We start from the raw sequence: 19,318 nt of genomic DNA on the forward strand, positions 1-19,318 counted from the left end.
AGCTCAATACTGCCGGTGAACATGAGAGAGAACCCACAGGAGCCCCATCATGAACCAGGTCATCCCCCCCAAACCGAACCGGATCCAGCAGTACCTGCGCCGTTACTTCAAGCGGATCCTGCCCCGTCCGCTGCCGTTTATCGAGGATCCCATGAGCCAGCTCAATCGCCTGATGCAGTGGGACATGAACCAGATCGACGACAGGGAGTATCGCCGCCGCCTCTGACATGGCAGGGAATAGATACGGGTGATCTGCCTGTTTACATCGGCCACGGGACTGATAGATTGGACGTCTATCCATCCATAATGCGACATCCAACAAGGAGTGTGTGATGAAAGATGCGACCCTGGCCCTGCACCACGGCTTTGCCAACGACCCCACCACCAAGGCGGTGGCCGTGCCCATCTACCAGACGGTGGCCTACGAATTCGAGAGCGCCCAGCACGGGGCGGATCTGTTCAACCTGGCGGTGCCGGGCAACATCTACACCCGCATCATGAATCCCACCAACGATGTGCTGGAACAGCGGATGGCCGTGCTGGAGGGGGGCATAGCCGCGCTGGTGGTTTCGGCCGGTTCCGCCGCCATCACCTACGCCATCCAGGCCCTGACCGCCGCCGGCGACAACATCGTCTCCACGCCCCAGCTCTATGGCGGTACCTACACCCTGTTTGCCCACATGCTACCAAGCTTCGGGGTCGAGGTGCGCTTCGCCAGGGATGACAGCGCCGAGGCCATCGCCGCCCTCATCGATGACAAAACCAAGGCGGTCTACTGCGAGAGCATCGGCAACCCGGCCGGTAACATAGTGGACATAGCAGAGCTGGCCAGGGTGGCCCACGCCCGCGGCGTGCCGCTCATCGTCGACAACACGGTCGCCACCCCGGTCTTGTGCAAACCCATCGAGCACGGTGCCGACATCGTCGTCCACAGCCTCACCAAATACGTCGGCGGCCACGGCAACTCGCTGGGCGGTGTGGTGGTCGACTCGGGCAAGTTCCCCTGGGCGGATCACGCCGACCGCTTCCCCCAGCTCACCCAACCCGAGCCCTCCTACCACGGGGTGGTCTATACCGAGGCCTTTGGCCCGGCCGCCTTCATCGGGCGGGTACGCACAGTGCCACTGCGCAATACCGGCGCGGCGCTCGCCCCCATGAACGCCTTCCTGCTGCTGCAGGGGCTGGAGACCCTGAGCCTGCGCATGGAGCGCCACGTGGACAACGCCCTGCAGGTCGCCCACCACCTCAAGCATCACCCCAAGGTGGCCTGGGTCAGCTACGCCGGTCTGCCGGGTCACCCCCACTACCTGCTGGCGGAGAAGTACATGGCCGGCCGCCCCTCGGCCATCCTCTCGTTTGGCCTGAAAGAGGGCTACGAGGCGGGTGTGCGCTTCTACGATGCACTGAAGATCTTCAAGCGGCTGGTCAACATCGGCGACGCCAAGTCGCTGGCCTGTCACCCCGCCTCCACCACCCATCGCCAGCTGAGCGAAGAGGAGCAGGCCAAGGCCGGGGTCAAACCTGAGATGATCCGCCTGTCGGTGGGGATCGAGGCAATCGAGGACATACTGGCGGATCTGGATCAGGCGCTGGAGGCCTGATCGCCCCCCGTAGCCCCCCTCAACCGGCAGCAAAGAGAAGGCCCCGCCAAGCGGGGCCTTCGTCTCTCTGGCCGATCCGTGTCAGCGGCTGTCAGCCGGCACCTTGTCGCGGCGGGATTTCCACCACCAGCGCAGCCGGATCTGGGAGACCAGCATGCCCGCCAGCATCAGGGAACAACCGGCGACGGCGCGCTCGTCCAGGGTCTCGCCAAGCAGCAGCACGCCCCCCACGGCGGCGAACACAGTCTCCAGACTGAGGATGATGGCGGCGTGGGCCGGGTGGGCGCCACGCTGCCCCAGCACCTGCAAGGTGTACCCCACACCGACCGATACCACCCCGGCATAGAGCAGCGCCTGCCAACCGGCCAGGGCTCCGCCCAGAGTCGGCGTCTCGATAACAAATGCGGTGACAAGACTGAGCAGGCCGCAGACCACGAACTGCACCCCGGCCAGCCGGATGGGGGCGACGCGTCTGGCGTAGTGATCCAGCACCAGCAGATGAATGGCCCAGAACAAGGCGCCGATCACCTGCAGCAGATCACCAAAGCCGATGGTGAAGTCATCGGTCACGCTCAGCACATAGAGGCCGGCCACCGCGATCAGGGCCCCTACCCAGGTGTTGGCCCCCGTCTTGTGATGGAGCAGCAGACCCAGCACGGGGACCAGTATGATGTAGAGCCCTGTGATGAAGCCCGCCTTGGCAGCCGTGGTATAGAGCAGTCCCACCTGTTGCAGGGAAGCGGCACAGAACAGCACCAGCCCGGCCAGCATGCCGCCCACCAGCAGTTGCCGATGTGAGCCCTGAGTGACGGTCGGCTGCCTGGCCTTGAGCCACCACAGCAGGGGTAACAGAGAGAAAGCGCCGAGCAGGAAACGCAGGCCATTGAAGGTATATGGCCCCATATGGTCCATCCCCAGACGCTGGGCAACGAAGCCCATGCCCCAGATGGTGGCGGCCATCAGCAACATCAGATTGGAACGCATGACGATTCATCCTTAAATCGGCGTCTTACGGAATATCCTGTCCAAGATACCCGCCTCCCCCGTCCCTTGTCTGCAAGGAAAGCAGGTTTTATTCACAGGACCAGCAGGGCCACCAGCAACAGGTTACTTCTGAGGATCCAGATCACCCGGAAGTGCTGCTGGGTGGAGATCATCGGCGCCTTGCCACTGCGCAGGGAGCGCCGCCAGCGATAGAAGAGGCGGCTGGGGTAGTCGAGGGTGGCGACGATCAGTAGAAACAGCGCCGCTTTGGCGAGATATTCGGGGTGGGCAAGAAGCTGTTCCATGGTACGGGCCTGCGCCAACACCAGCAGACAACCGGTGACGAAGAGGCTGAACAGCGCCAGGGCGGCGATCCCGTCCACCAGCAGCAGCCGGCGCACACGCACCATGGTCAGACCCCGGCGAAAGATCAGGTATTCGATGGCCAGGGCCAGGATCAGGGTTCCGATGGCACCATCATGGATGACCGGGATCAGAGGGTGTGTCAGCATTGCAAGTTTCTCATTTTCCGCCTTTAGACGTGCGCTGCGCCATCATATATGCTGGAGTCACCCGAGACGAAAAGGATAGCGTCATGTCCCCAGCCAAGCCCAGGAGCACCTGGTCTTTGATTGCCCGAATGCGGCTTGGCCTGCTGCTGCTTTTCATTCCCGTCCTGTTGCTCGGCAGCATCTACTACCTGCACATGGAGCGCACCCTGCGCCAGGAGCAGGAGAACAACCTGATGGCCCGCAACACCCAGTACCTGCATACCCTGATCGAACCCTATCTCGAAGAACTTGAACGCCAGTTTACGCTGATTTATCAGCAGGTAAATTATCAGGATTTCAGCGAGCCGCAGATCCACAACCGCGCACGCTACCTGCAGTCATGGCGTGCCTATCAGGCAGTGATGGAGCTGGATTACATCTATGTGGGCACGGAGCAGCGCCAGATGCTGATCTACCCGTCCTGGCAGGCGGATGACCAGTTCGATCCTAGAACCCGTCCCTGGTACCAGCTGGCCTCCCGCCATCCCGATCAGCTGGTCTGGACTGATCCCTACTACGACTACACCATGGGCACCCTGACTATGGCGCTGGCCAGAACCATCCAGGATCCGGCGGGCAAGCGGGTCGGCGTTCTCTCCCTCGATACCCAGCTCACCCCCCTCGCCAACTGGCTAAACAAACGGGATCGGTTGGATCATCAGGAAGAGGGCTACCAGATCCTGCTCAACCAGGACGGCGTTGTGCTGGCGCACCCGGACCGCAACCTGGTGTTCAAACCCCTGCCCCAGATCGGCTGGCAGGTTCGCATGTCGGCCCCGCAGGGCTTCTTCCTCGATGAAACGAGCGACCTCATGGTGGCCTACCACCATATCCCCAGACTGAACTGGATCCTGCTCAGCGTGGCGCCGACCGCCCATATGCAACAGGTCACCAACAGCGTCTCCATCAACGTACAACTGATGATCGGATTCGCCTTCGTGCTCTATCTGCTGCTGGCCCTGCTCTGGTCACGTTACTTTCGCCGCATGCTGGGGGAGATCACCCTGCTGATCAGGGCCAGCCGCATCGGCAATATCAGCCCCCAGAGCAACAGCAGGATGCTGGAGCTCGCCAACGTCTACGAGGAGATGGCGGCCGCCAGCCAGGACTTTGCCCAGATCCGCCGCCAGGCCAATCAGGACAAGCTGACCACCCTCTACAACCGGCGCTTCTTCGACGAATGCCTGCAGCAGCAGCTCGATGCCGGCAAGCAAATCGGACTGGTAATGTTCGATCTGGACGATTTCAAGCGGGTCAACGACACCTATGGCCACCAGACAGGTGACGTGGTGCTCCGGCGGGTCAGCAAGCTGGGCTTGAGCCTGTTCCATGAATGGGGCTGGTTCTGCCGCTATGGCGGCGAAGAGCTGGTGCTTATCTTCCGCCTCGATGAACACACTGACGTGTTTGCCTCCCTGCTGGAAGCCTTTCGCCACGGGGTGGAGCTGCTGGAGTGGCGCGAGCCCGAGCTGCGCATCACCCTCAGCGCCGGGGTGGCCATCAGCCACACCGGCGTATCGGCCAGGGCTCTGGTCGAGCAGGCCGACAACGAGGTCTACCGCGCCAAGCGGGAGGGGAAAAACCGGGTCTGCTTTCCTCTGGCGTCAGCCGACCATTCCGCCCCCTCACCGACCGGCGACGGCTGATCCCCGCACTGGTTTTTCAGCATCTGGCTGCCAAGCACGCCAGCCCACAGTGGCAGCCAAAACGTCCGTAAAAAAACGAGAGGCCCGCAGGCCTCTCGTGTTGCATTCGGGGGGCCAGCGTCACCGCTGCCACGCCAGCGTCGGCCAGCCCAGCTCATCTGCCAGCTGGCGCAGGGCCGGCGCCGGGTTGACCGCATGGGGGTGGTCTACCGCCCACAGCAGGGGCAGATCGTTGTGGGAGTCGCTGTAGCCGTGGCTCTCCCGCCAGGGGTCGGCGCTTGCGGCAAACAGCTGGTTGATGCGGGCCACCTTGCCCTCGCGAAAACTGAGGGTGCCGCGGGTCTGGCCGGTCAGCATGCCGGCCTCTTCATCCAGCAGGATGGCCACGCAGTGATCCATCCCCAGCATCTGCGCCATGGGGGCCACCAGGTGCTCGCCGGAGGCGGAGATGAGCACCAGCTCGTCGCCCCGCTTGCGGTGCCACTCGATGCGCTCCACCCCCTCAGGGTAGATGCGCTCGCGCAGCACCTGCTCGGCAAAGCGGGCACAGAGCGGGTCGAGCCATTGGCGCGACTTGCCTGCCAGCGGCTGCAGGGTGAAGGCCATGTACTGGTGCATGTCCATCTTGCCCTGATGGTAGAGGGACATCATCGCCTGCTCCTCGGCGATCATGCCGGCTGGCGCGAGCTCTTCGGTCACCATGTACTCCAGCCAGAGGCTGGCGGAATCCCCCGCAATCAGGGTCTCGTCCAGATCAAACAGTGCCAGTGCCATGGGTGCTCCTCGCAGTGAAAATGGAAATGTAATGGGGCGTCATGCTACCTCACAGAGTTGATCCCGGGCCACCGCCAGGGTCACGGCACTACCCACCGGCAGCAGATCCCGGGCCGAGCGGTTGAGGCAATCCACCGTCAGCAGGCCCGCCGCGCAGCTCACCTGATAGCGGATCACGTTGCCGAGCAACTGCTGCCCGCTGATAACCCCCGGCAGGTGCGGCTCGTCGCTGCGGGCGCCGGCCGGCAGCAGGGAGAGGGACTCCGGTCGCAGCGCCAGCTTGCCACGGCAGTGCTGGCCGAACAGGGCCTTGGCCTGCTCGCCATCGAGCAGGTTGTAGTTGCCGATAAAGCCTGCCACGAAGACATCGGCGGGGCGGGTGTAGATCTCTTCCGGCGTGCCGCTCTGGACGATGGATCCCTTGTTCATCAGGAAGATCCGGTCCGACATGGTGAGCGCCTCCTCCTGATCGTGGGTGACGAAGATGGTGGTGAGCTCGAGGCGCTGCTGGATCTCGCGGATCTGCTGGCGCAGGCTGCGGCGGATGCGGGCATCCAGCGCCGAGAGCGGCTCGTCCAGCAGCAGGATCCGCGGCTGCACCACCAGGGCCCGGGCCAGGGCCACCCGCTGGCGCTGGCCACCGGAAAGCTCGGCCGGATAGCGGCGCTCGAAGCCGGTCAGCTCCACCAGCGCCAGCGCCTCCTGCACGCTGGCGGCCAGATCCCGTCCCGGCTGGGGCTTCATCTTGAGGCCGAAGGCGACGTTGTCCCGCACCGTCATGTTGGGAAACAGGGCATAGCTCTGGAACACCATGCCGATGCCCCGCTTCTGGGGTTCCTGCCAGGTAATGTCCTCACCGGCCACCCGCACCTGGCCGCCATCCACCGGGGTGAGCCCGGCCAGCGCCCGCAGCAGGGTGGACTTGCCGCAGCCGGAGGGGCCGAGCAGGGTCACCAGCTCCCCCTTGCGGATGCCGAATTCGATCCCCTCGAACACTTTGGTGTCGCCGTAGGATTTGTGCAGTTGATTCACTTCTAGATGGAACATCTTGATTCACCTATGAAATCTGTTCGCCGCCCAGGTGAGCAGCAGGGTCAGCAGGAAGTAGCTCATCACCAGTGCGCTGGTGAAGTGGCCCGAGGTCGAACGCATGTTGTAGAGGTAGACCTGCAGGGTCTCGTAACGGGTGCCCACCAGCATGTTGGCAAACACGAACTCGCCGAGCAGGAAGGAGAGCGACAGAAACAGCGCCGCCAGCAGCCCCTTGCGCAGGCAGGGAATCACCACCAGCAGGAAGGCGCGGCGGCTGCTCGCCCCCAGCAGGTGGGCGGCATCCATCAGATCCCTGAGCGGTACCCCTTGCAGGCTGTTGGCCAGCGCCCGGTACATGAAGGGGAGCACCACGGTGAACCAGGTGCCGATCAGGATCCATGGCGTGCCGATAATGGGCAGAACGCCGTCGGCGTAGATCTGCAGCAGCCCGACCGAGGAGACCACAGGCGGCACCGCGAAGGGGAGCAGGATCAACAGGTTCATCCAGGGATCCAGCTTTGGGAAGTAGTAGGCCACCACCAGCACGGTCGGCACCAGCACCAGGGTTCCCAGCAGCAGGGTGGCGAAGCAGACCAGCAGGCTTCGGCCAAACGCCGCCAGAAAGCGCGGGTCGCCCCAGAGCTTGAGATACCAGTCGAGGGTGAAGCCGTCTGGCAGCAGGGTCGCCCCCCAGCGGGTGGAGATGGAGTAGAGAAAGGTGGCCAGCAGCGGCAACAGCAGGGTAGCCACCAGGGCCCCCAGCACCCAGCGCGGCCAGCCAGGTTTCAAATCATGCATGGGATTGCCCCTTGTTCACGTAGCTCTTTTTCAGCAGCCACTGGTTAGCGGCAGTCACCACCCCCAGCAGCACCATCAGGATCACCGCCAGCGCCGCCGCCATATTGGGCTCGAGGAAGATGTCGCCGGAGACCAGGCTGGCCACCCGGATGGTCACCAGGTTGAAGTTGCCGGTGGTGAGGGCATAGGCAGAGGCATAGGCCCCCACCGCGTTGGCAAACAGGATGATCAGGGTGCCGAGCAGGGCGGGAGTGAGCACCGGCAGCGCCACGTGCCACACATATTGGCTCTTGCTCGCGCCGAGCAGGGCGGCGGCCTGCGGCCACTCATCCTGCAACGCATCGAAGGCCGGATAGAGCAGCAGCAGGGCGAGCGGGATCTGGAAGTAGGTGTAGATGAGGATGAGACCGGTGCCGGAGTAGAGGTTGAAGCCGTCGATGAGGCCCCAGGATTTCAACAGCAGGGTCACGGCGCCATTGATGCCAAGAATGATGATGAAGGCGAAGGCCAGCGGCACCCCGCTGAAATTGCCGGTCATGGTGACAAAGGCCAGCAGCAGCCGTTTTACCCGCTCGCCGCTGTGGCGCAGTGCCGCCGCCCCCAAGGTGCCGATGGCGAGCCCCGCCAGACTGGCGATGCCGGCGATGCGCAAGGAGTTGCCGAACGATTGCAGGTAGAAGGGGGAGCTCAAAATCTCCCGGTAGTAGTCGAGGCCCCAGCCGTCCGGGGTCTGAAAGCTGCCCACCAGCACCCACACCATGGGGGCGAGCTGGAACAGGATCATCAGGAGAACGAACGGCAGCAGCACCAGAGCGGGCAGCCAGTGGCGGCGCAGCCGGCGCCGGGTGACGGTCGGTTGATCCGCGAGGATCTCGGTGGTGGCGGGCATCATCAGTGTACCTCCGGCAGGTTGCCGGCTTTGAGCAGCGGCGGGCAGCCTGGCTTGTCGTGGGAAACTCCCAGCAGGTCGGCCATCAGGGCGCAGAGCTGGGTCTGCTGCATGGCGGGGCCGGCCGGCCACTGGGCCACGAACGCATCGCCAAACAGCCAGAGCGGCACCCGGCGCTCTTCGGTCAGGGTGCCGCCGTGGCTCAAGTCGTTGTTCATGCCGTGATCCGAGGTGATCACCACCTGATATCCCTCCGCCAGCCACTGGGGCAGCAGGTCGGCCAAGAGGCTGTCCATCCGGCGCGCCTGATTGCGGTACTGACGGGAGTCGAGGCCGAACTGGTGGCCCGCGTCATCCACCCCCATCGGGTGGATCAAGAGAAAATCGGGGTCGTACTGGCTGCGCAGCCACTCGCCATCCATCAACAGGTGGCTGTCGGGGTAGCCGTCATCCCAGTAGAAACAGCCGTGCTGGATGGGCAGTCGCTCGTCATGGGTGAAGCGATCACGGGCCGCTTGCCAGGGGCTCTGGTTGTAGAGCTCGCTCACCCAGTGATAGGCCGCCGCCGCGGTGCGTTTGCCGCCCGCGCGGGCCAGATGGAAGATGGACTCCTGCCGACTGAGACGGCTCACCCCGTTGTGGGTGATGCCGCTCTCCACCGGCGTCGCCCCGGTCAGGATGCACTCGTAGAGGGGCCGGGAGAGGGAGGGCAGGGCGCAGCTCAGGGTGGCCTGCAACCCCTGTCCCGCCTCCACCATGCCGGCGAGGTAGCCCATGCAATGGGCTACCTCGGCAGAGAGGCCATCCACAAGTACCACTATCACCTTGTGTTGCACTGGCCGCTCCTTACTGCATGTTGATCATGACGGTTTCCTGCCACTGGCGCGGCAGGGCCTTGGAGCTCTGCTCCCAGGCGGCGTGATCCTGGACCGGCTTGGCATTGGCGTACTGCTCGGCCGGCAGCAGCTTGGCCTTGACGTCGTCCGGCAGGGTCACGTTGCTGCGGATGGGGCGGGCGTAGCCGCGTGCCAGGTTGATCTGGCCGGCGTCGGAGAGGATGTATTCCCGCGCCAGCTTGGCGGCGTTGGGGTTCTTGGCCCACTTGTTGATGATGGTGGTGTAGCCGGCGATGACGGAGCCGTCGCTCGGGATCACCACATCAAACTTCTTGGGGTCGATCTGGTCGCGGTAGTTGAGCGCGTTGAAGTCCCACAGCACACCCACTTCCACTTCGCCCTTCTCGATGTTGGCGATGGTGGGGTCGTTCAGCGACAGACGGCCCTGCTGGGCCAGCTTGCCGAACAGCTCCAGCGCAGGTTTGAGGTTCTTCTCGCTGCCGCCGGTGGCATAGGCCGCCGCCAGCACGCCGTTGTTGGCCTGGGAGGCGACACCCACGTCACCCAGGGTCACCTTGTAGTCGCCGCCCAGCAGGGATTGCCAGCTGGTGGGGGCAGCCTTGACCAGATCCTTGTTGATCAGGAAGGCGATGGTGCCGGTATAGGCCAGCATCCAGTGACCGTCCGCATCCTTGGCCCAGTTCGGAATGTCGGCCCAGGTGGAGGGCTTGTAGGGCTGGGTGACCCCCTGCTTGACCGCGACCGGGCCGAAGGCGCCGCCCACGTCACCGATGTCGGCGGTGGCGTTGCCCTTCTCGGCGGCGAACTTGGCGATCTCCTGGGCCGAGCTCATGTCGGTGTCCTGATGCTTGATGCCGTAGAGGCTGCCGAGCTGCTGCCAGGTATCCTTCCAGTTGGCCCAGCTGTCCGGCATGCCGACGCTGCTGAGCTGGCCTTCACCGCGGGCGGCCTTCTCGAGATCCGCGATGTTCTCGGCGGCAAACAGTGGCTGACTGATGGCCATCAGGGCCAGTGCACTTGCGATCACGCTTTTCATCATTCCATCCCTCTGGACTAGGTCAGTTAAGGTTCGAGAGGGATGCTAGAGGGGAAATATGACGGTGACGGGGCGCTTTGATGGCAGTTTGATGACAATCGCCCTGTCATGGCGCTGTCATCCTGCACGGTTACAACTCTCAATCCGAGTGAGGCTGGACTACTCCAGTGAGAGTTGAGTCAGCCGCGGTAGCCAGGATGATCGACAGGAAGATGAGCGTGATCGAACCGAGATTGAGCGAGCAGATACTGAATGAACCGAGAATGGCCGATGGCCGCGCCTCCAAGTGTGAACAGATTTGCCAGACCCTGCGCCGCTATATCGGGAGCGGCCAGCTGGGTGCGGGGCAGCAGCTGCCGGCCGAGCGGGCCCTGAGCGAGCGCTTCGCCACCACCCGCATCACCATCAAGGAGGCGCTCTCCAGCCTCGAGGCTGACGGCCTCATCTACCGGGCCGAGCGGCGCGGCTGGTTCGTGGCGCCCCCCAGGCTCACCTACGACCCCGCCATCCACACCCACTTTCACCAGTGGATCGGCGAGCAGCAGCGCACCGCCGAGACCCGGGTGCTGGCCCACGGCGGCGAGCTGGCCAGCAGCGAGCTCTGCCGCTGGATGGGGCTGGAGCCTTTCACTCCGCTCTATGAAATCCGCCGCCTGCGCCTTATCGACGGGCGCCCCGTGCTGCACGTCAGCCACCATCTGCTGGCGAGCCGCTTCCCCGATATCGCCGCTGCGCCGCTGGCCAGCTCTCTCACCGAGCTCTATCGGGAGCGCTATGGCATAGGCCAGGGCGGGGCGAGTCTGGAGATCACCCCTTCGGCGGCGCGCGGCGCCATTGCCCGCGCCCTCAATCTGGCGGAGGGAAGCGCCGTGCTGCGGCTGGTGCGGGTCAACTACGACGAGCGGGGAGCGCTGGTGGATTGCGATATCGAACACTGGCGGCCGGATGCGATCCGCATTCACCTCGACACACGAGTATTGCAGCCCCTCGCAGGCAAGCTGCAGCAAACCCGGCTCGCCGATTAGGGAATATCCAGAGCATTGTCGGGCACAGTAGCGATCCGCATCCATCTCGATACCCGCACCCTGCCGCCTGCATTCGAGGGGCCATTACAGACCCTGGTCGTTGATCAGAGGTGATGCGGTGAACGCTGGCGGGCAGCGCGGGCGCGCATGAGGTCACGGGTATCACCTGAACAGGCGGATAACTCAGGGAGGTAAAGCGACACGGATCCGCCAAGATCAGTTGTCGATATTAGGGATCAGGTCGTCGAAGCTCTGGTAACCGCAATCGGCCAGTTGCAGCGACATGGTGTAGGTCTTGCTGTGTTCCTGATGGCCGATGGCCGGGCGATTGAGCTTGAGTTCCTGATGCCAGTACTCCTTCATCCGCTCGATCAGCGCCATCGCCTCGCTCTCGTTGAGATGGAGCTGGCACAGGGCCATGTAGTTGTTGGGCTTGTGCATGTTCTCCACCAGATAATCCCCCAGCACCGACATCGCCTGGCGGGCCTGCTGGCGAGCGAAGCGGCTGTGCTGCTCGAAGCTGATCCGCTCGCTGATGAGGAAGTGATAGCTGTTGTCGAGGCCAAGCTGCAGTATGCCGAGCTTCTCCAGCTTGCGCAGGTAGAGGTAGCAAGAAGCGTCGGTCAGGCCATACTCCCGCTTGAGATCGATCAGGGTCTTGTCGCGCCAGAAGATATTGGCGAGAAAAGCGTAGAGGCCGGGCTCATTGTGAAACGCCTCGTCCTGCTCCTGAGTGAAGACGGCGCGCCGACTCTGGGCATCCTGAGTGCGATCCAGCAGCTCTTCAAATGACAATCCCACCAGATGGCAGATCTCCAGCAGGGTGTCGAATGGCAGGGAGGGCTTGTTCATCATCCGTTTGACGGTAGCGATGGAAACCCCCATGGCCTCCGCCAGGGTCTGATAGCGGATCCCTTTATCGGTCAGGCTCTTTTTCAGGGTATCGAGGATCTGGTTGGCCAGGGTCTGGCTGTAGGTCATGCCACTCTTCCTTGTTGTTGCAGCTTGATTGCATGGTTATGCCGAGTCAGCTTATGAGCCACATTAAGGCATAAGGCTCAAATATTGACACCGAAAAATTGCCATCGAGAAAAAATCCCTTTGCGAAGAGCTAAGGCCAGACCAGTTACGGAAACAAGTATCAAAAATTGATACTTGGCAGCGCATATCTTTCAACTCGTAAACATTTTACTAGTGCTGCATATAACAAGGCGCATAATCAAAACGTATCGAATTCAAGACCTTCCTGGTTGAGAAATCGATTGTTTGCTTCCAAATTTTTTGATTTTAAACCGCAAGGTTTTTTCTCTTTCCTGGCATTGAGCGGCGCTTGCAAGAGCCCCGCTCTTTTCTTTTGCCCGCATCCGGCGAAAAAGGCAATCCCTCCCCCCACTAACGAAGCAGATTTGGTGCATAAAAAAGCGCCTGCCAATGACAAGCGCTTGCCTCCTTGTTGTAGCGATCAGATATAACGGATCGCGGTCAGCACCATCACCACCGCCATGCTCGCCATCATGGGCACGAAGGTACGTTTCACCACATCCACCGGGCTCAGATTGGCAATGCCGGCTACCGTGATGATCACCCCGGCCACCGGAGAGATGGTGCGGCCAATCCCTGCGGCAAACAGGATGGGAACCAGCAGCAGCAAGGGGTTGATGTCGAACTGGCCCGACACCAGCGGCACTATGGGAATAAAGGCCATCACGGGCGCATTGCCGGAGCCTGTGATAAAGGCGGTCAGCAGGATGAAGAGCGAGAAGACCAGCGACAACCCGATAGGGTTGAGATCGAACGACTTGGCCAAATCAATCAGCTGGGTGATGGCGCCAATATTGGTAAGACCGGCTGAGAAAAACTCGGCTGCCAGCATCAGGGTCAGCACGCTGCCGAAGATCATGCCGGTACCGGTCAGCCAGGCTTCGAAGTTGGCAAACGCCTTGTTGATGGAACGATAGCGCAGCGCCTCGATAATGATGCAGAGGGTCATGGTCGACATCATGGCCACCGGAATGGTCATCTTGATGGCGCTGACAAACAGCTCGGAGAAGCCGAACAGAAAGACAAAGGGGATCACCGGCAGCAGGGCGTAATAACCCGGAGTGTCATGGTGTTTCTCCTCCAACTCGTGCAAATACTTGCCCCGCTCGGCGGCGGTGTCATAACCCTCTTTGCGGTCGCAATATCGCTGCCATGCGATGTTGACGAAGGGAATACATACCAGCAGGGCGATCTGGAACAGCAGCTGATGATTCACCACAAACGGCATCACCTCGATATTGATCGCCTTGGCTCCGATCACCGCATTGATCTGACCGGGGCCAAACTCCCAGGCGGTGGGGATCACGATAGTGGCCACCGCCGTCTTGGCACTGATCCCGGCATTTCGCAACAAGGGATAGAGGGTGCCCATCAACAGCAGGGAGAGCGAGGTCGCCCCTGTGATAAAGACATAGAGGATGGAAACCAGCAGCAGGATGATCCCCAGCAAGACATAGGGGTTCTCCAGCGCCATGATCGGGCGGGAAGTGGCCTTGACCAGGGCCGCCGAGGCGCCGATCTGGTTGAGGTAGGTCGCCACCCCCGCAATCGCCACCAGGGTCAAACCGGTAGAGGCAAGACGGGAATTGGTCACCATGGCGAACTTCTCCCACAGATCGAAGAACCAGAAGCCCTGGCTCTCTTCGGCAGGCAGAATGGGAGTGATCCCCATCCATTGGGCATAAGCCAGCAGCACCAGACCCGCCGTCAGCAAGGTCGCCTGTGGATTGAACCGCTTGAGCATGGCGTAAGCCACCAGCCCCACCACTACCAGAATCAATATTGTCGACATTTCTCCCCCTGTTGCGGCACGGATCAGGCCTGGCCACATCTGATTGCTGTTGCTGAAAATAGCCATTTTGGCGGGGGCAACGATAGCCTGAAAATATAATAAGGGATTGTGATTACTCTCCCAATAACCAATATTGAGTCAACTGTCAGACGTCAAAGATATATCGTCATCACAATAATATCCCCTGTAGCAAGGGGATAAGCGAACTTATTATGATATAACCCTATTCAATGGGTACAACCTGAATTAAGGCGCACTGTCTCGATCATCGAGCTTTCTGTTCCCTTCATGAGCAAGATAAACATCACACAGCCAGGTAGTCCGTTATAACAAAAACAAGCAGCACTTTATGCTGGTTATAAGGTTGAAATGCAGGAGTAAACTTCATCGAACCACAAGTGATCCACCTGGCACTCCAGGGTTAATCAGGGTAAAAAGAATCTACTTACGCCACGATTGATAAACAATCGGCCAACAAACGATGAGTAACCTGTTGCCGCGTAAACAGGCCGCAAAATAGCAAGTCAGTTCAAGCAAAGAGTCCGTTTAATATATAATCCGCAGTGAAGGAATCTATTATTGAGCCTTAACAGCAATATTTATTAATTTATCATAATTACAATACTCGCTATCGCTTAAAATATATGAGTAACAGCGACTCATTATTATCAACCATCCATACGACAAGCTCTCTCCTCATAGAGAGTCAACAAGATATCCATGACGGTTATCCAGGAGAGCTGCGCAACCTACACCAGGTCGAACCACACACCATGACAAAGGGCCGGAGGCATCGCCATCCGGCCCTTTGTCATATGCAATTAACCCCTTCAACAGACCCGGTTCTTGCCCCGCTGCTTGGCTTGATAGAGGGAGCGATCGGCCCGCACCATCAGGCTTTCCGGCGGCTCGCCCTGCTGGTACTCCGCCAGTCCGAAGCTGATGGAGATGGACATATGAGGACAGATGGAGGCTACCGCCATCAAGGCCTGCAGCTTGTTCGCCACCTTCCTGGCATCCTCCAGGCCCGTGTTGGGTAACACCACCATAAACTCATCGCCACCCCAGCGGGCCAGCAGATCGATCTCGCGGATATGGTTGCGCACCAGCGCCACTATATTGATCAGGGTCTGATCCCCGGCGGCGTGGCCATGGCTGTCGTTGATCCGCTTGAAGTCATCCACATCCATGGCGATCACGGTAAACACCTGATGGAAACGGCAGGCCCGCTCGCATTCCAGCTGCAACACCCGCTCCAGCCGGTAGCGGCTGGCGGCGCCGGTCAGGGAGTCGGTCTCGGCCAGCTGGCGATTCTCCTCCACCTTCTGCAGCAAGGCGGCGTTAAGCTGCTCCAGCTCGGCGGTGCGCTCGGCCACCAGCTGTTCCAGCGACTGGTTGCGCCGCTCCAGCTGATCCAGCAGCAGCTTCTGGGCATTGATATCGCGATGAGCGCCTATCATCCGGGCCACGGAACCATCCTCGTTGCGAGCGATGATCCGGCCGTAGTCCTCGATCCAGACGAAGGATCCATCCTGGCAACGGCAGCGGTACTCGACCCTGTATTCGGGAGAGGTGCCGTTCAGGCAGGCATCGAAGTGGGCCATCACCCGCTCCATATCATCGGGGTGGATCACCGTCTCCCAGGTGAAGACGTTGTTGCCCAGCGAATGGGGCTCGTAGCCCAGCATCCGGTACCAGCCGGGGTTGCGATAGACGAACCCGCTATTGGCGTTCCAGTCCCAGATCCCGTCGCTGATCACCTCAAGGATGCCGTGAACTACCGCCTCGCTGACATCCGATATCCGGATCGTCGTGCTCTCCTGCACCATAGTTATCATCCTGATTTCTGCCCCATGACCCTACGGGGAACAAGTCTATTCAACCCATCGAATTATCTTGGCACAGGATCCGGGATCTCTCCGCTTTCTGGCTCACCCGGCAGATCGGCCACCACAAGCAGATCCCTCTGGCCAAGCGTCATCATAAGTGTGGCGAAGGGTTTCACTCTTATCCTTTTTTGAAGGCGGGATGATGCCGGTTGCGATAGTGGCTGGGGGCCAGGCCAAACTGGCGCTTGAAGGCGGTGGAGAAGTGGTACTCGTTCTTGAAGCCGCACTGCTGGGCCAGCCGCTTCATGGGATCGGCGCTGCTGGCCAGCAACAGGGCGGCCCGCTGCAACCGTAACCGTTGCAACAGCCCCATGGGGGCCAGCGCGAAGTGCTGCTGGCATAGGCGGTAAAGCTGGCGCTCGGAGAGATGCAGAGTGCCGGCCATGCGCGCTACATCCCAGCACTCGGCCAGTGCATCCTTGAGCATCAGCTCGAGGCGCAGCGCCAGCCGCTCGCCTCGGCTCTGCCCCTCCCCCTTTTGTAGCAGGCGGCGCAGGTAAAAGCCGAGTTGCTCCACCAAGAGGGCACAGAGCAGCGGATCCTGATGGCGTTCCTGCTCCGCATAGAGGTTCTCGACGGTGCGCAGCAAAGTCGCCTGCTGGGAAGTACAGCCGAGCCGGGGGCGGCTGGCAAAGGCATCCCAAGGGGAGTCCTTGTGCAGCAACAGCCACACCAGATCCCACTCGCCCGCCTCACCCAAGTGATAGCAAAGTGGTTGGCCCGCCGGGATCAGGACCCACTCGCCGACCGGAAGTCGCTCGAGGCGATCGCCCACCAGTACCTCCCCCTCGCCCCCCAAGGTCAGCAAAAAGCAGTGCATATCGGCAAAGCGGCGCGCGATGCGGTAGCGGGTCTTGAGGCGGGAATAGCCCGCCAGCCACACTTGCTCCTGCGTGAGGGCCGGCAGAAGGCTGTCGCAGCAGATCTGCTCGCGGCAGTCGGGGGAGACATCGATGAGATCGCTATTGGCAGTTTCAGACATCATCAGGACGGCGTCAGCCATGTCGGCAAGGATGGCGCGAGCATAGCATGGAGCCATCAACCCAAGGAGTGACACATCATGCACATTCATCACGTCGCCATCTGGGCGCAGGATCTGGAGGCCCTCAAAACCTTCTATTGCAAGCTGTTTGGCGGTCAGGCGAATGAGCGCTACCACAACCCGGCCAAGCAGTTTTCCTCCTACTTTGTCCGTTTCAAAGACGGCGCCAGTCTGGAGCTGATGCACACCCCCATCCTGTTTCCGGTGGATCTGCGCCTGCCTCACCCGCTACAGGGGCTGGCCCATCTCGCCTTCTCCCTCGGCAGCGTGGAGGCGGTGGACAAGATGACCGCCCGCCTCAAGCTGCTCAAGGGGGCCGAGGTCAAACACCTGGACGGCCCCCGCTGGACCGGCGACGGCTATTACGAGAGCACCTTCCTAGACCCGGAAGGCAACCGGCTGGAGTTGACCATTTAGCAGCCCTCACCCTCCCCTCTCCCAAAGGGAGAGGGGATAAAGCAGCATCGAGGGATGATCACCAGCCATGTCGACTCGGTTGACGGCAAAATAGTCAGCCATGCAGGTTCGATTAGCGAAGCGTAATCGGACGGCGGTGACGGTGTTGCTCCCTTCTCCCGCTTGTTTATAAAAAAGGAGAAGGGGCCGGAAAAAAGAGATTTCTCAGTAAACGTTGGGCTTCGCTACGCTCAGCCACAACCTACGCAACTTGTAGGTTGGTGCTGAGCCTGCGAAGCCCAACATACGAGATATTACGAAAGCATCTTTCTAGACCCGGAAGGCAACTGGCTGGAGTTGACCATCTAATACCCAAATGAACCCCTCACCCTGCCCTCTCCCAACGGGAGAGGGGATAAAGCAACATCGAAGATATGATCGCCAGCCACGCGAATTAAATTAACGAAGCTTAAACGTAAGCAGAGGTGGTAAAGGCGATCTTTACCCCCTTCTCCCCTTGTGGGAGAAGGGTTGGGGATGAGGGGACGGGAAAAAGAAAATATATAGGGAATGTTGAGCGCTTCCATCCAAATCACAATTCCTTCAACTAATAATGTCTTTGTCGTTTAAATGAACAACGTGAAAACTCAACAAAAAACATTTTCGCTCTTACTCAGTAACCTATGTCAAATGGTGTAGGTCTGTTCGATACTCTAATAAAATCACCGTGCGCATATACATTGTGGCCAAAACCACACTCTTTTCTATCAGGATTTGTATCAATCTTCAGGATACCATTATCTTTATCTATAAAATTTATTGAAATCTCACAATTACCTTCTTCACCGGTAAGTTTTATCAATCCCTCATCATCCTTCATAGTCACGACCTGAGAAATGTCCCCAATGTTAGGACCATAAGCCATCCCCATTAACCCAAAGTAGAGCAGATTCAAGGATATCAAGTAGTCATTACCATGCTTTTCTACAGAGGCCACATTCCAACTTCCGAAACCAGCATATTTCCAATAGGTTCCCACCATATCAGGCCCAACGGAGGCAGGCATACTTTTAAGCAGACTGTAGTTGAATTTAGATTTTTTATCATTCGGGGCTAATGACAACCAGGCCAGAGCCTTAAGCTTCTCCCCTTGTTTTATATAAGAAAGTGCAACATTGTTATATGCCGTAATAGTCGCCGCTTGATCTGGCTTACCATAAATATACCCACACCCCTCACTTAGTGAGACTTGCTCCGTAAAATAATCACTTGCTTTGGCATATTCCCCTGCCTTGTATGATTCATTACCTTTTTTGATAACCACAGGCAGTTTTGCACACATCTCTTTGGCTATATCATCACCAGATTCTGCTGCATTAGCAAAGAGATTAGCGCTAAGATATAGCGTCAACACCATTAAAACAAACTTCACACTTGTAAATTTCATATCATTGACGCCTTAAATTTTCATTCTGTTTTTATGTATAACAATCACACCTACCAGAATAGATAAAACAAAATTCACAAACAGGCTGCCATATACTTTTGTATATACCCAGTAGGTTAGTGGCAATGTTTCACTGACAACATATAATATCGCTGCGTATAGAATATAAGATGTCCCCATGACATTTCGATAAGAACACCAGACTATATCACATAGGTCTAAGCGATTACCCCAGAGAGAAAACAATAGACCTTTGCGATGATTAAAAGGCACGAATAACAAAGCACCTACAACCATATAAAAAATCGAAGGCTTCAATACTATCCATGATTCAGAAACAAAAAAATACATCTCGACAAACGATAAGGGCAACGCTGCAAAGAGAAATAATAAGCATGTCCGCCAATACAACCCCCATACACTTTTAATCACCTGAACCTCCTATTATTTTCTGCAATTAAATATTTTCGAACATCTATGCACAACAGACCGCGGTAAATTTCGTTTACCGCCATCCA

20 protein-coding genes are annotated in these 19,318 nt (G+C 59.4%); 5 read left to right on the top strand and 15 right to left on the bottom strand.

Annotation, left to right across the window (positions count from 1 at the left end; all coding sequences use genetic code 11):
• Positions 1-49: 49 nt before the first annotated feature.
• Positions 50-226, top strand: a complete 177-nt coding sequence (locus LA321_RS05090) for a hypothetical protein (RefSeq protein WP_156130297.1) — start codon at positions 50-52, stop codon at positions 224-226.
• A gap of 106 nt (positions 227-332) precedes the next feature.
• On the top strand, positions 333-1,601 hold the full coding sequence (locus LA321_RS05095) for an O-acetylhomoserine aminocarboxypropyltransferase/cysteine synthase family protein (protein WP_042070955.1): 1,269 nt from the start codon (positions 333-335) through the stop codon (positions 1,599-1,601).
• A gap of 81 nt (positions 1,602-1,682) precedes the next feature.
• Here LA321_RS05095 and LA321_RS05100 read toward each other — a convergent pair whose 3' ends face one another.
• Entirely contained in the window at positions 1,683-2,585 is a 903-nt protein-coding gene (locus tag LA321_RS05100; RefSeq protein ID WP_042070956.1) for a DMT family transporter, read from the bottom strand.
• A gap of 92 nt (positions 2,586-2,677) precedes the next feature.
• Positions 2,678-3,097 (bottom strand): DUF2214 family protein, encoded by a 420-nt coding sequence (locus LA321_RS05105; protein WP_042070959.1) that lies wholly within the window; start codon positions 3,095-3,097, stop codon positions 2,678-2,680.
• An 83-nt stretch (positions 3,098-3,180) separates the two neighbouring features.
• Here LA321_RS05105 and LA321_RS05110 point away from each other — a divergent pair, with 83 nt between their 5' ends.
• A complete protein-coding gene (locus tag LA321_RS05110; protein ID WP_042070961.1) occupies positions 3,181-4,782 on the top strand; it encodes a sensor domain-containing diguanylate cyclase in 1,602 nt (533 codons plus the stop codon).
• Positions 4,783-4,902: 120 nt separating this feature from the next.
• On the opposite strand, the gene LA321_RS05115 is transcribed toward LA321_RS05110, so the two are convergent.
• Genes LA321_RS05115 through LA321_RS05140 form a run of 6 tightly spaced genes read right to left on the bottom strand, consistent with a single transcriptional unit; the run spans position 4,903 to position 10,168 of the window.
• Complete coding sequence (locus LA321_RS05115; protein ID WP_042070962.1) at positions 4,903-5,556, bottom strand: HAD family hydrolase; 654 nt, start codon at positions 5,554-5,556, stop codon at positions 4,903-4,905.
• Between the two features lie 39 nt (positions 5,557-5,595).
• Positions 5,596-6,603: an ABC transporter ATP-binding protein gene (locus LA321_RS05120; RefSeq protein WP_042070964.1), complete on the bottom strand. Its 1,008-nt coding sequence runs from the start codon at positions 6,601-6,603 to the stop codon at positions 5,596-5,598.
• 6 nt (positions 6,604-6,609) lie between these two features.
• Entirely contained in the window at positions 6,610-7,386 is a 777-nt protein-coding gene (locus LA321_RS05125) for an ABC transporter permease (protein WP_005306167.1), read from the bottom strand.
• Positions 7,379-8,278: an ABC transporter permease gene (locus LA321_RS05130; protein WP_042070967.1), complete on the bottom strand. Its 900-nt coding sequence runs from the start codon at positions 8,276-8,278 to the stop codon at positions 7,379-7,381. The genes LA321_RS05125 and LA321_RS05130 overlap by 8 nt, the downstream gene beginning before the upstream one ends.
• Positions 8,278-9,111, bottom strand: a complete 834-nt coding sequence (locus LA321_RS05135) for an alkaline phosphatase family protein (protein ID WP_042070970.1) — start codon at positions 9,109-9,111, stop codon at positions 8,278-8,280. Before LA321_RS05135 ends, LA321_RS05130 begins: the two co-directional genes overlap by 1 nt.
• Positions 9,112-9,121: 10 nt before the next feature.
• The gene (locus tag LA321_RS05140; RefSeq protein WP_042070972.1) at positions 9,122-10,168 is read right to left on the bottom strand and encodes an ABC transporter substrate-binding protein; all 1,047 of its coding nucleotides are present in this window, start codon (positions 10,166-10,168) and stop codon (positions 9,122-9,124) included.
• Positions 10,169-10,365: 197 nt separating this feature from the next.
• On the opposite strand from LA321_RS05140, the gene LA321_RS05145 reads away from it, so the two are divergent.
• Positions 10,366-11,193, top strand: coding sequence for a UTRA domain-containing protein (locus tag LA321_RS05145; protein ID WP_082043394.1), 828 nt, complete (start codon positions 10,366-10,368; stop codon positions 11,191-11,193).
• 216 nt (positions 11,194-11,409) lie between these two features.
• Here the strand turns inward: LA321_RS05145 and LA321_RS05150 are convergent, their stop codons facing one another.
• The 5 genes from LA321_RS05150 to LA321_RS05170 form a co-directional block, all read right to left on the bottom strand.
• Positions 11,410-12,174, bottom strand: coding sequence for a helix-turn-helix domain-containing protein (locus tag LA321_RS05150; RefSeq protein ID WP_026457035.1), 765 nt, complete (start codon positions 12,172-12,174; stop codon positions 11,410-11,412).
• Positions 12,175-12,412: 238 nt separating this feature from the next.
• Positions 12,413-12,631 carry a hypothetical protein gene (locus LA321_RS05155; RefSeq protein WP_156140997.1) on the bottom strand — a complete coding sequence of 73 codons (219 nt, stop codon included), beginning with the start codon at positions 12,629-12,631 and terminating at the stop codon, positions 12,413-12,415.
• A gap of 24 nt (positions 12,632-12,655) precedes the next feature.
• Entirely contained in the window at positions 12,656-14,026 is a 1,371-nt protein-coding gene (gene dcuC, locus LA321_RS05160) for a C4-dicarboxylate transporter DcuC (protein ID WP_026457034.1), read from the bottom strand.
• A gap of 830 nt (positions 14,027-14,856) precedes the next feature.
• On the bottom strand, positions 14,857-15,855 hold the full coding sequence (locus LA321_RS05165; protein WP_042070977.1) for a sensor domain-containing diguanylate cyclase: 999 nt from the start codon (positions 15,853-15,855) through the stop codon (positions 14,857-14,859).
• Positions 15,856-16,033: 178 nt separating this feature from the next.
• Positions 16,034-16,900, bottom strand: coding sequence for a helix-turn-helix transcriptional regulator (locus tag LA321_RS05170; protein ID WP_042071018.1), 867 nt, complete (start codon positions 16,898-16,900; stop codon positions 16,034-16,036).
• A 75-nt stretch (positions 16,901-16,975) separates the two neighbouring features.
• Between LA321_RS05170 and LA321_RS05175 the strand changes: the two genes are divergently transcribed.
• Positions 16,976-17,374, top strand: a complete 399-nt coding sequence (locus LA321_RS05175) for a VOC family protein (protein WP_042070979.1) — start codon at positions 16,976-16,978, stop codon at positions 17,372-17,374.
• 652 nt (positions 17,375-18,026) lie between these two features.
• Here the strand turns inward: LA321_RS05175 and LA321_RS05180 are convergent.
• The gene (locus LA321_RS05180) at positions 18,027-18,800 is read right to left on the bottom strand and encodes a tetratricopeptide repeat protein (protein ID WP_052445729.1); all 774 of its coding nucleotides are present in this window, start codon (positions 18,798-18,800) and stop codon (positions 18,027-18,029) included.
• A gap of 12 nt (positions 18,801-18,812) precedes the next feature.
• Positions 18,813-19,151: a septation protein IspZ gene (locus LA321_RS20285; RefSeq protein WP_224212263.1), complete on the bottom strand. Its 339-nt coding sequence runs from the start codon at positions 19,149-19,151 to the stop codon at positions 18,813-18,815.
• Positions 19,152-19,318 lie beyond the last annotated feature (167 nt).

Origin of the sequence: Aeromonas enteropelogenes, from assembly GCF_020097295.1 — a bacterium.
Classification (GTDB): Bacteria; Pseudomonadota; Gammaproteobacteria; order Enterobacterales; family Aeromonadaceae; genus Aeromonas; species Aeromonas enteropelogenes.

Coding starts and splice junctions, on each gene's coding strand:
- LA321_RS05090 (WP_156130297.1), top strand. CDS start 50: ATGAACCAGGTCATCCCCCCCAAACCGAACCGGATCCAGCAGTACCTG.
- LA321_RS05095 (WP_042070955.1), top strand. CDS start 333: ATGAAAGATGCGACCCTGGCCCTGCACCACGGCTTTGCCAACGACCCC.
- LA321_RS05100 (WP_042070956.1), bottom strand. CDS start 2,585: ATGCGTTCCAATCTGATGTTGCTGATGGCCGCCACCATCTGGGGCATG.
- LA321_RS05105 (WP_042070959.1), bottom strand. CDS start 3,097: ATGCTGACACACCCTCTGATCCCGGTCATCCATGATGGTGCCATCGGA.
- LA321_RS05110 (WP_042070961.1), top strand. CDS start 3,181: ATGTCCCCAGCCAAGCCCAGGAGCACCTGGTCTTTGATTGCCCGAATG.
- LA321_RS05115 (WP_042070962.1), bottom strand. CDS start 5,556: ATGGCACTGGCACTGTTTGATCTGGACGAGACCCTGATTGCGGGGGAT.
- LA321_RS05120 (WP_042070964.1), bottom strand. CDS start 6,603: ATGTTCCATCTAGAAGTGAATCAACTGCACAAATCCTACGGCGACACC.
- LA321_RS05125 (WP_005306167.1), bottom strand. CDS start 7,386: ATGCATGATTTGAAACCTGGCTGGCCGCGCTGGGTGCTGGGGGCCCTG.
- LA321_RS05130 (WP_042070967.1), bottom strand. CDS start 8,278: ATGATGCCCGCCACCACCGAGATCCTCGCGGATCAACCGACCGTCACC.
- LA321_RS05140 (WP_042070972.1), bottom strand. CDS start 10,168: ATGAAAAGCGTGATCGCAAGTGCACTGGCCCTGATGGCCATCAGTCAG.
- LA321_RS05145 (WP_082043394.1), top strand. CDS start 10,366: ATGATCGACAGGAAGATGAGCGTGATCGAACCGAGATTGAGCGAGCAG.
- LA321_RS05150 (WP_026457035.1), bottom strand. CDS start 12,174: ATGACCTACAGCCAGACCCTGGCCAACCAGATCCTCGATACCCTGAAA.
- dcuC (WP_026457034.1), bottom strand. CDS start 14,026: ATGTCGACAATATTGATTCTGGTAGTGGTGGGGCTGGTGGCTTACGCC.
- LA321_RS05165 (WP_042070977.1), bottom strand. CDS start 15,855: ATGGTGCAGGAGAGCACGACGATCCGGATATCGGATGTCAGCGAGGCG.
- LA321_RS05170 (WP_042071018.1), bottom strand. CDS start 16,900: ATGATGTCTGAAACTGCCAATAGCGATCTCATCGATGTCTCCCCCGAC.
- LA321_RS05175 (WP_042070979.1), top strand. CDS start 16,976: ATGCACATTCATCACGTCGCCATCTGGGCGCAGGATCTGGAGGCCCTC.
- LA321_RS05180 (WP_052445729.1), bottom strand. CDS start 18,800: ATGAAATTTACAAGTGTGAAGTTTGTTTTAATGGTGTTGACGCTATAT.
- LA321_RS20285 (WP_224212263.1), bottom strand. CDS start 19,151: ATGTATTTTTTTGTTTCTGAATCATGGATAGTATTGAAGCCTTCGATT.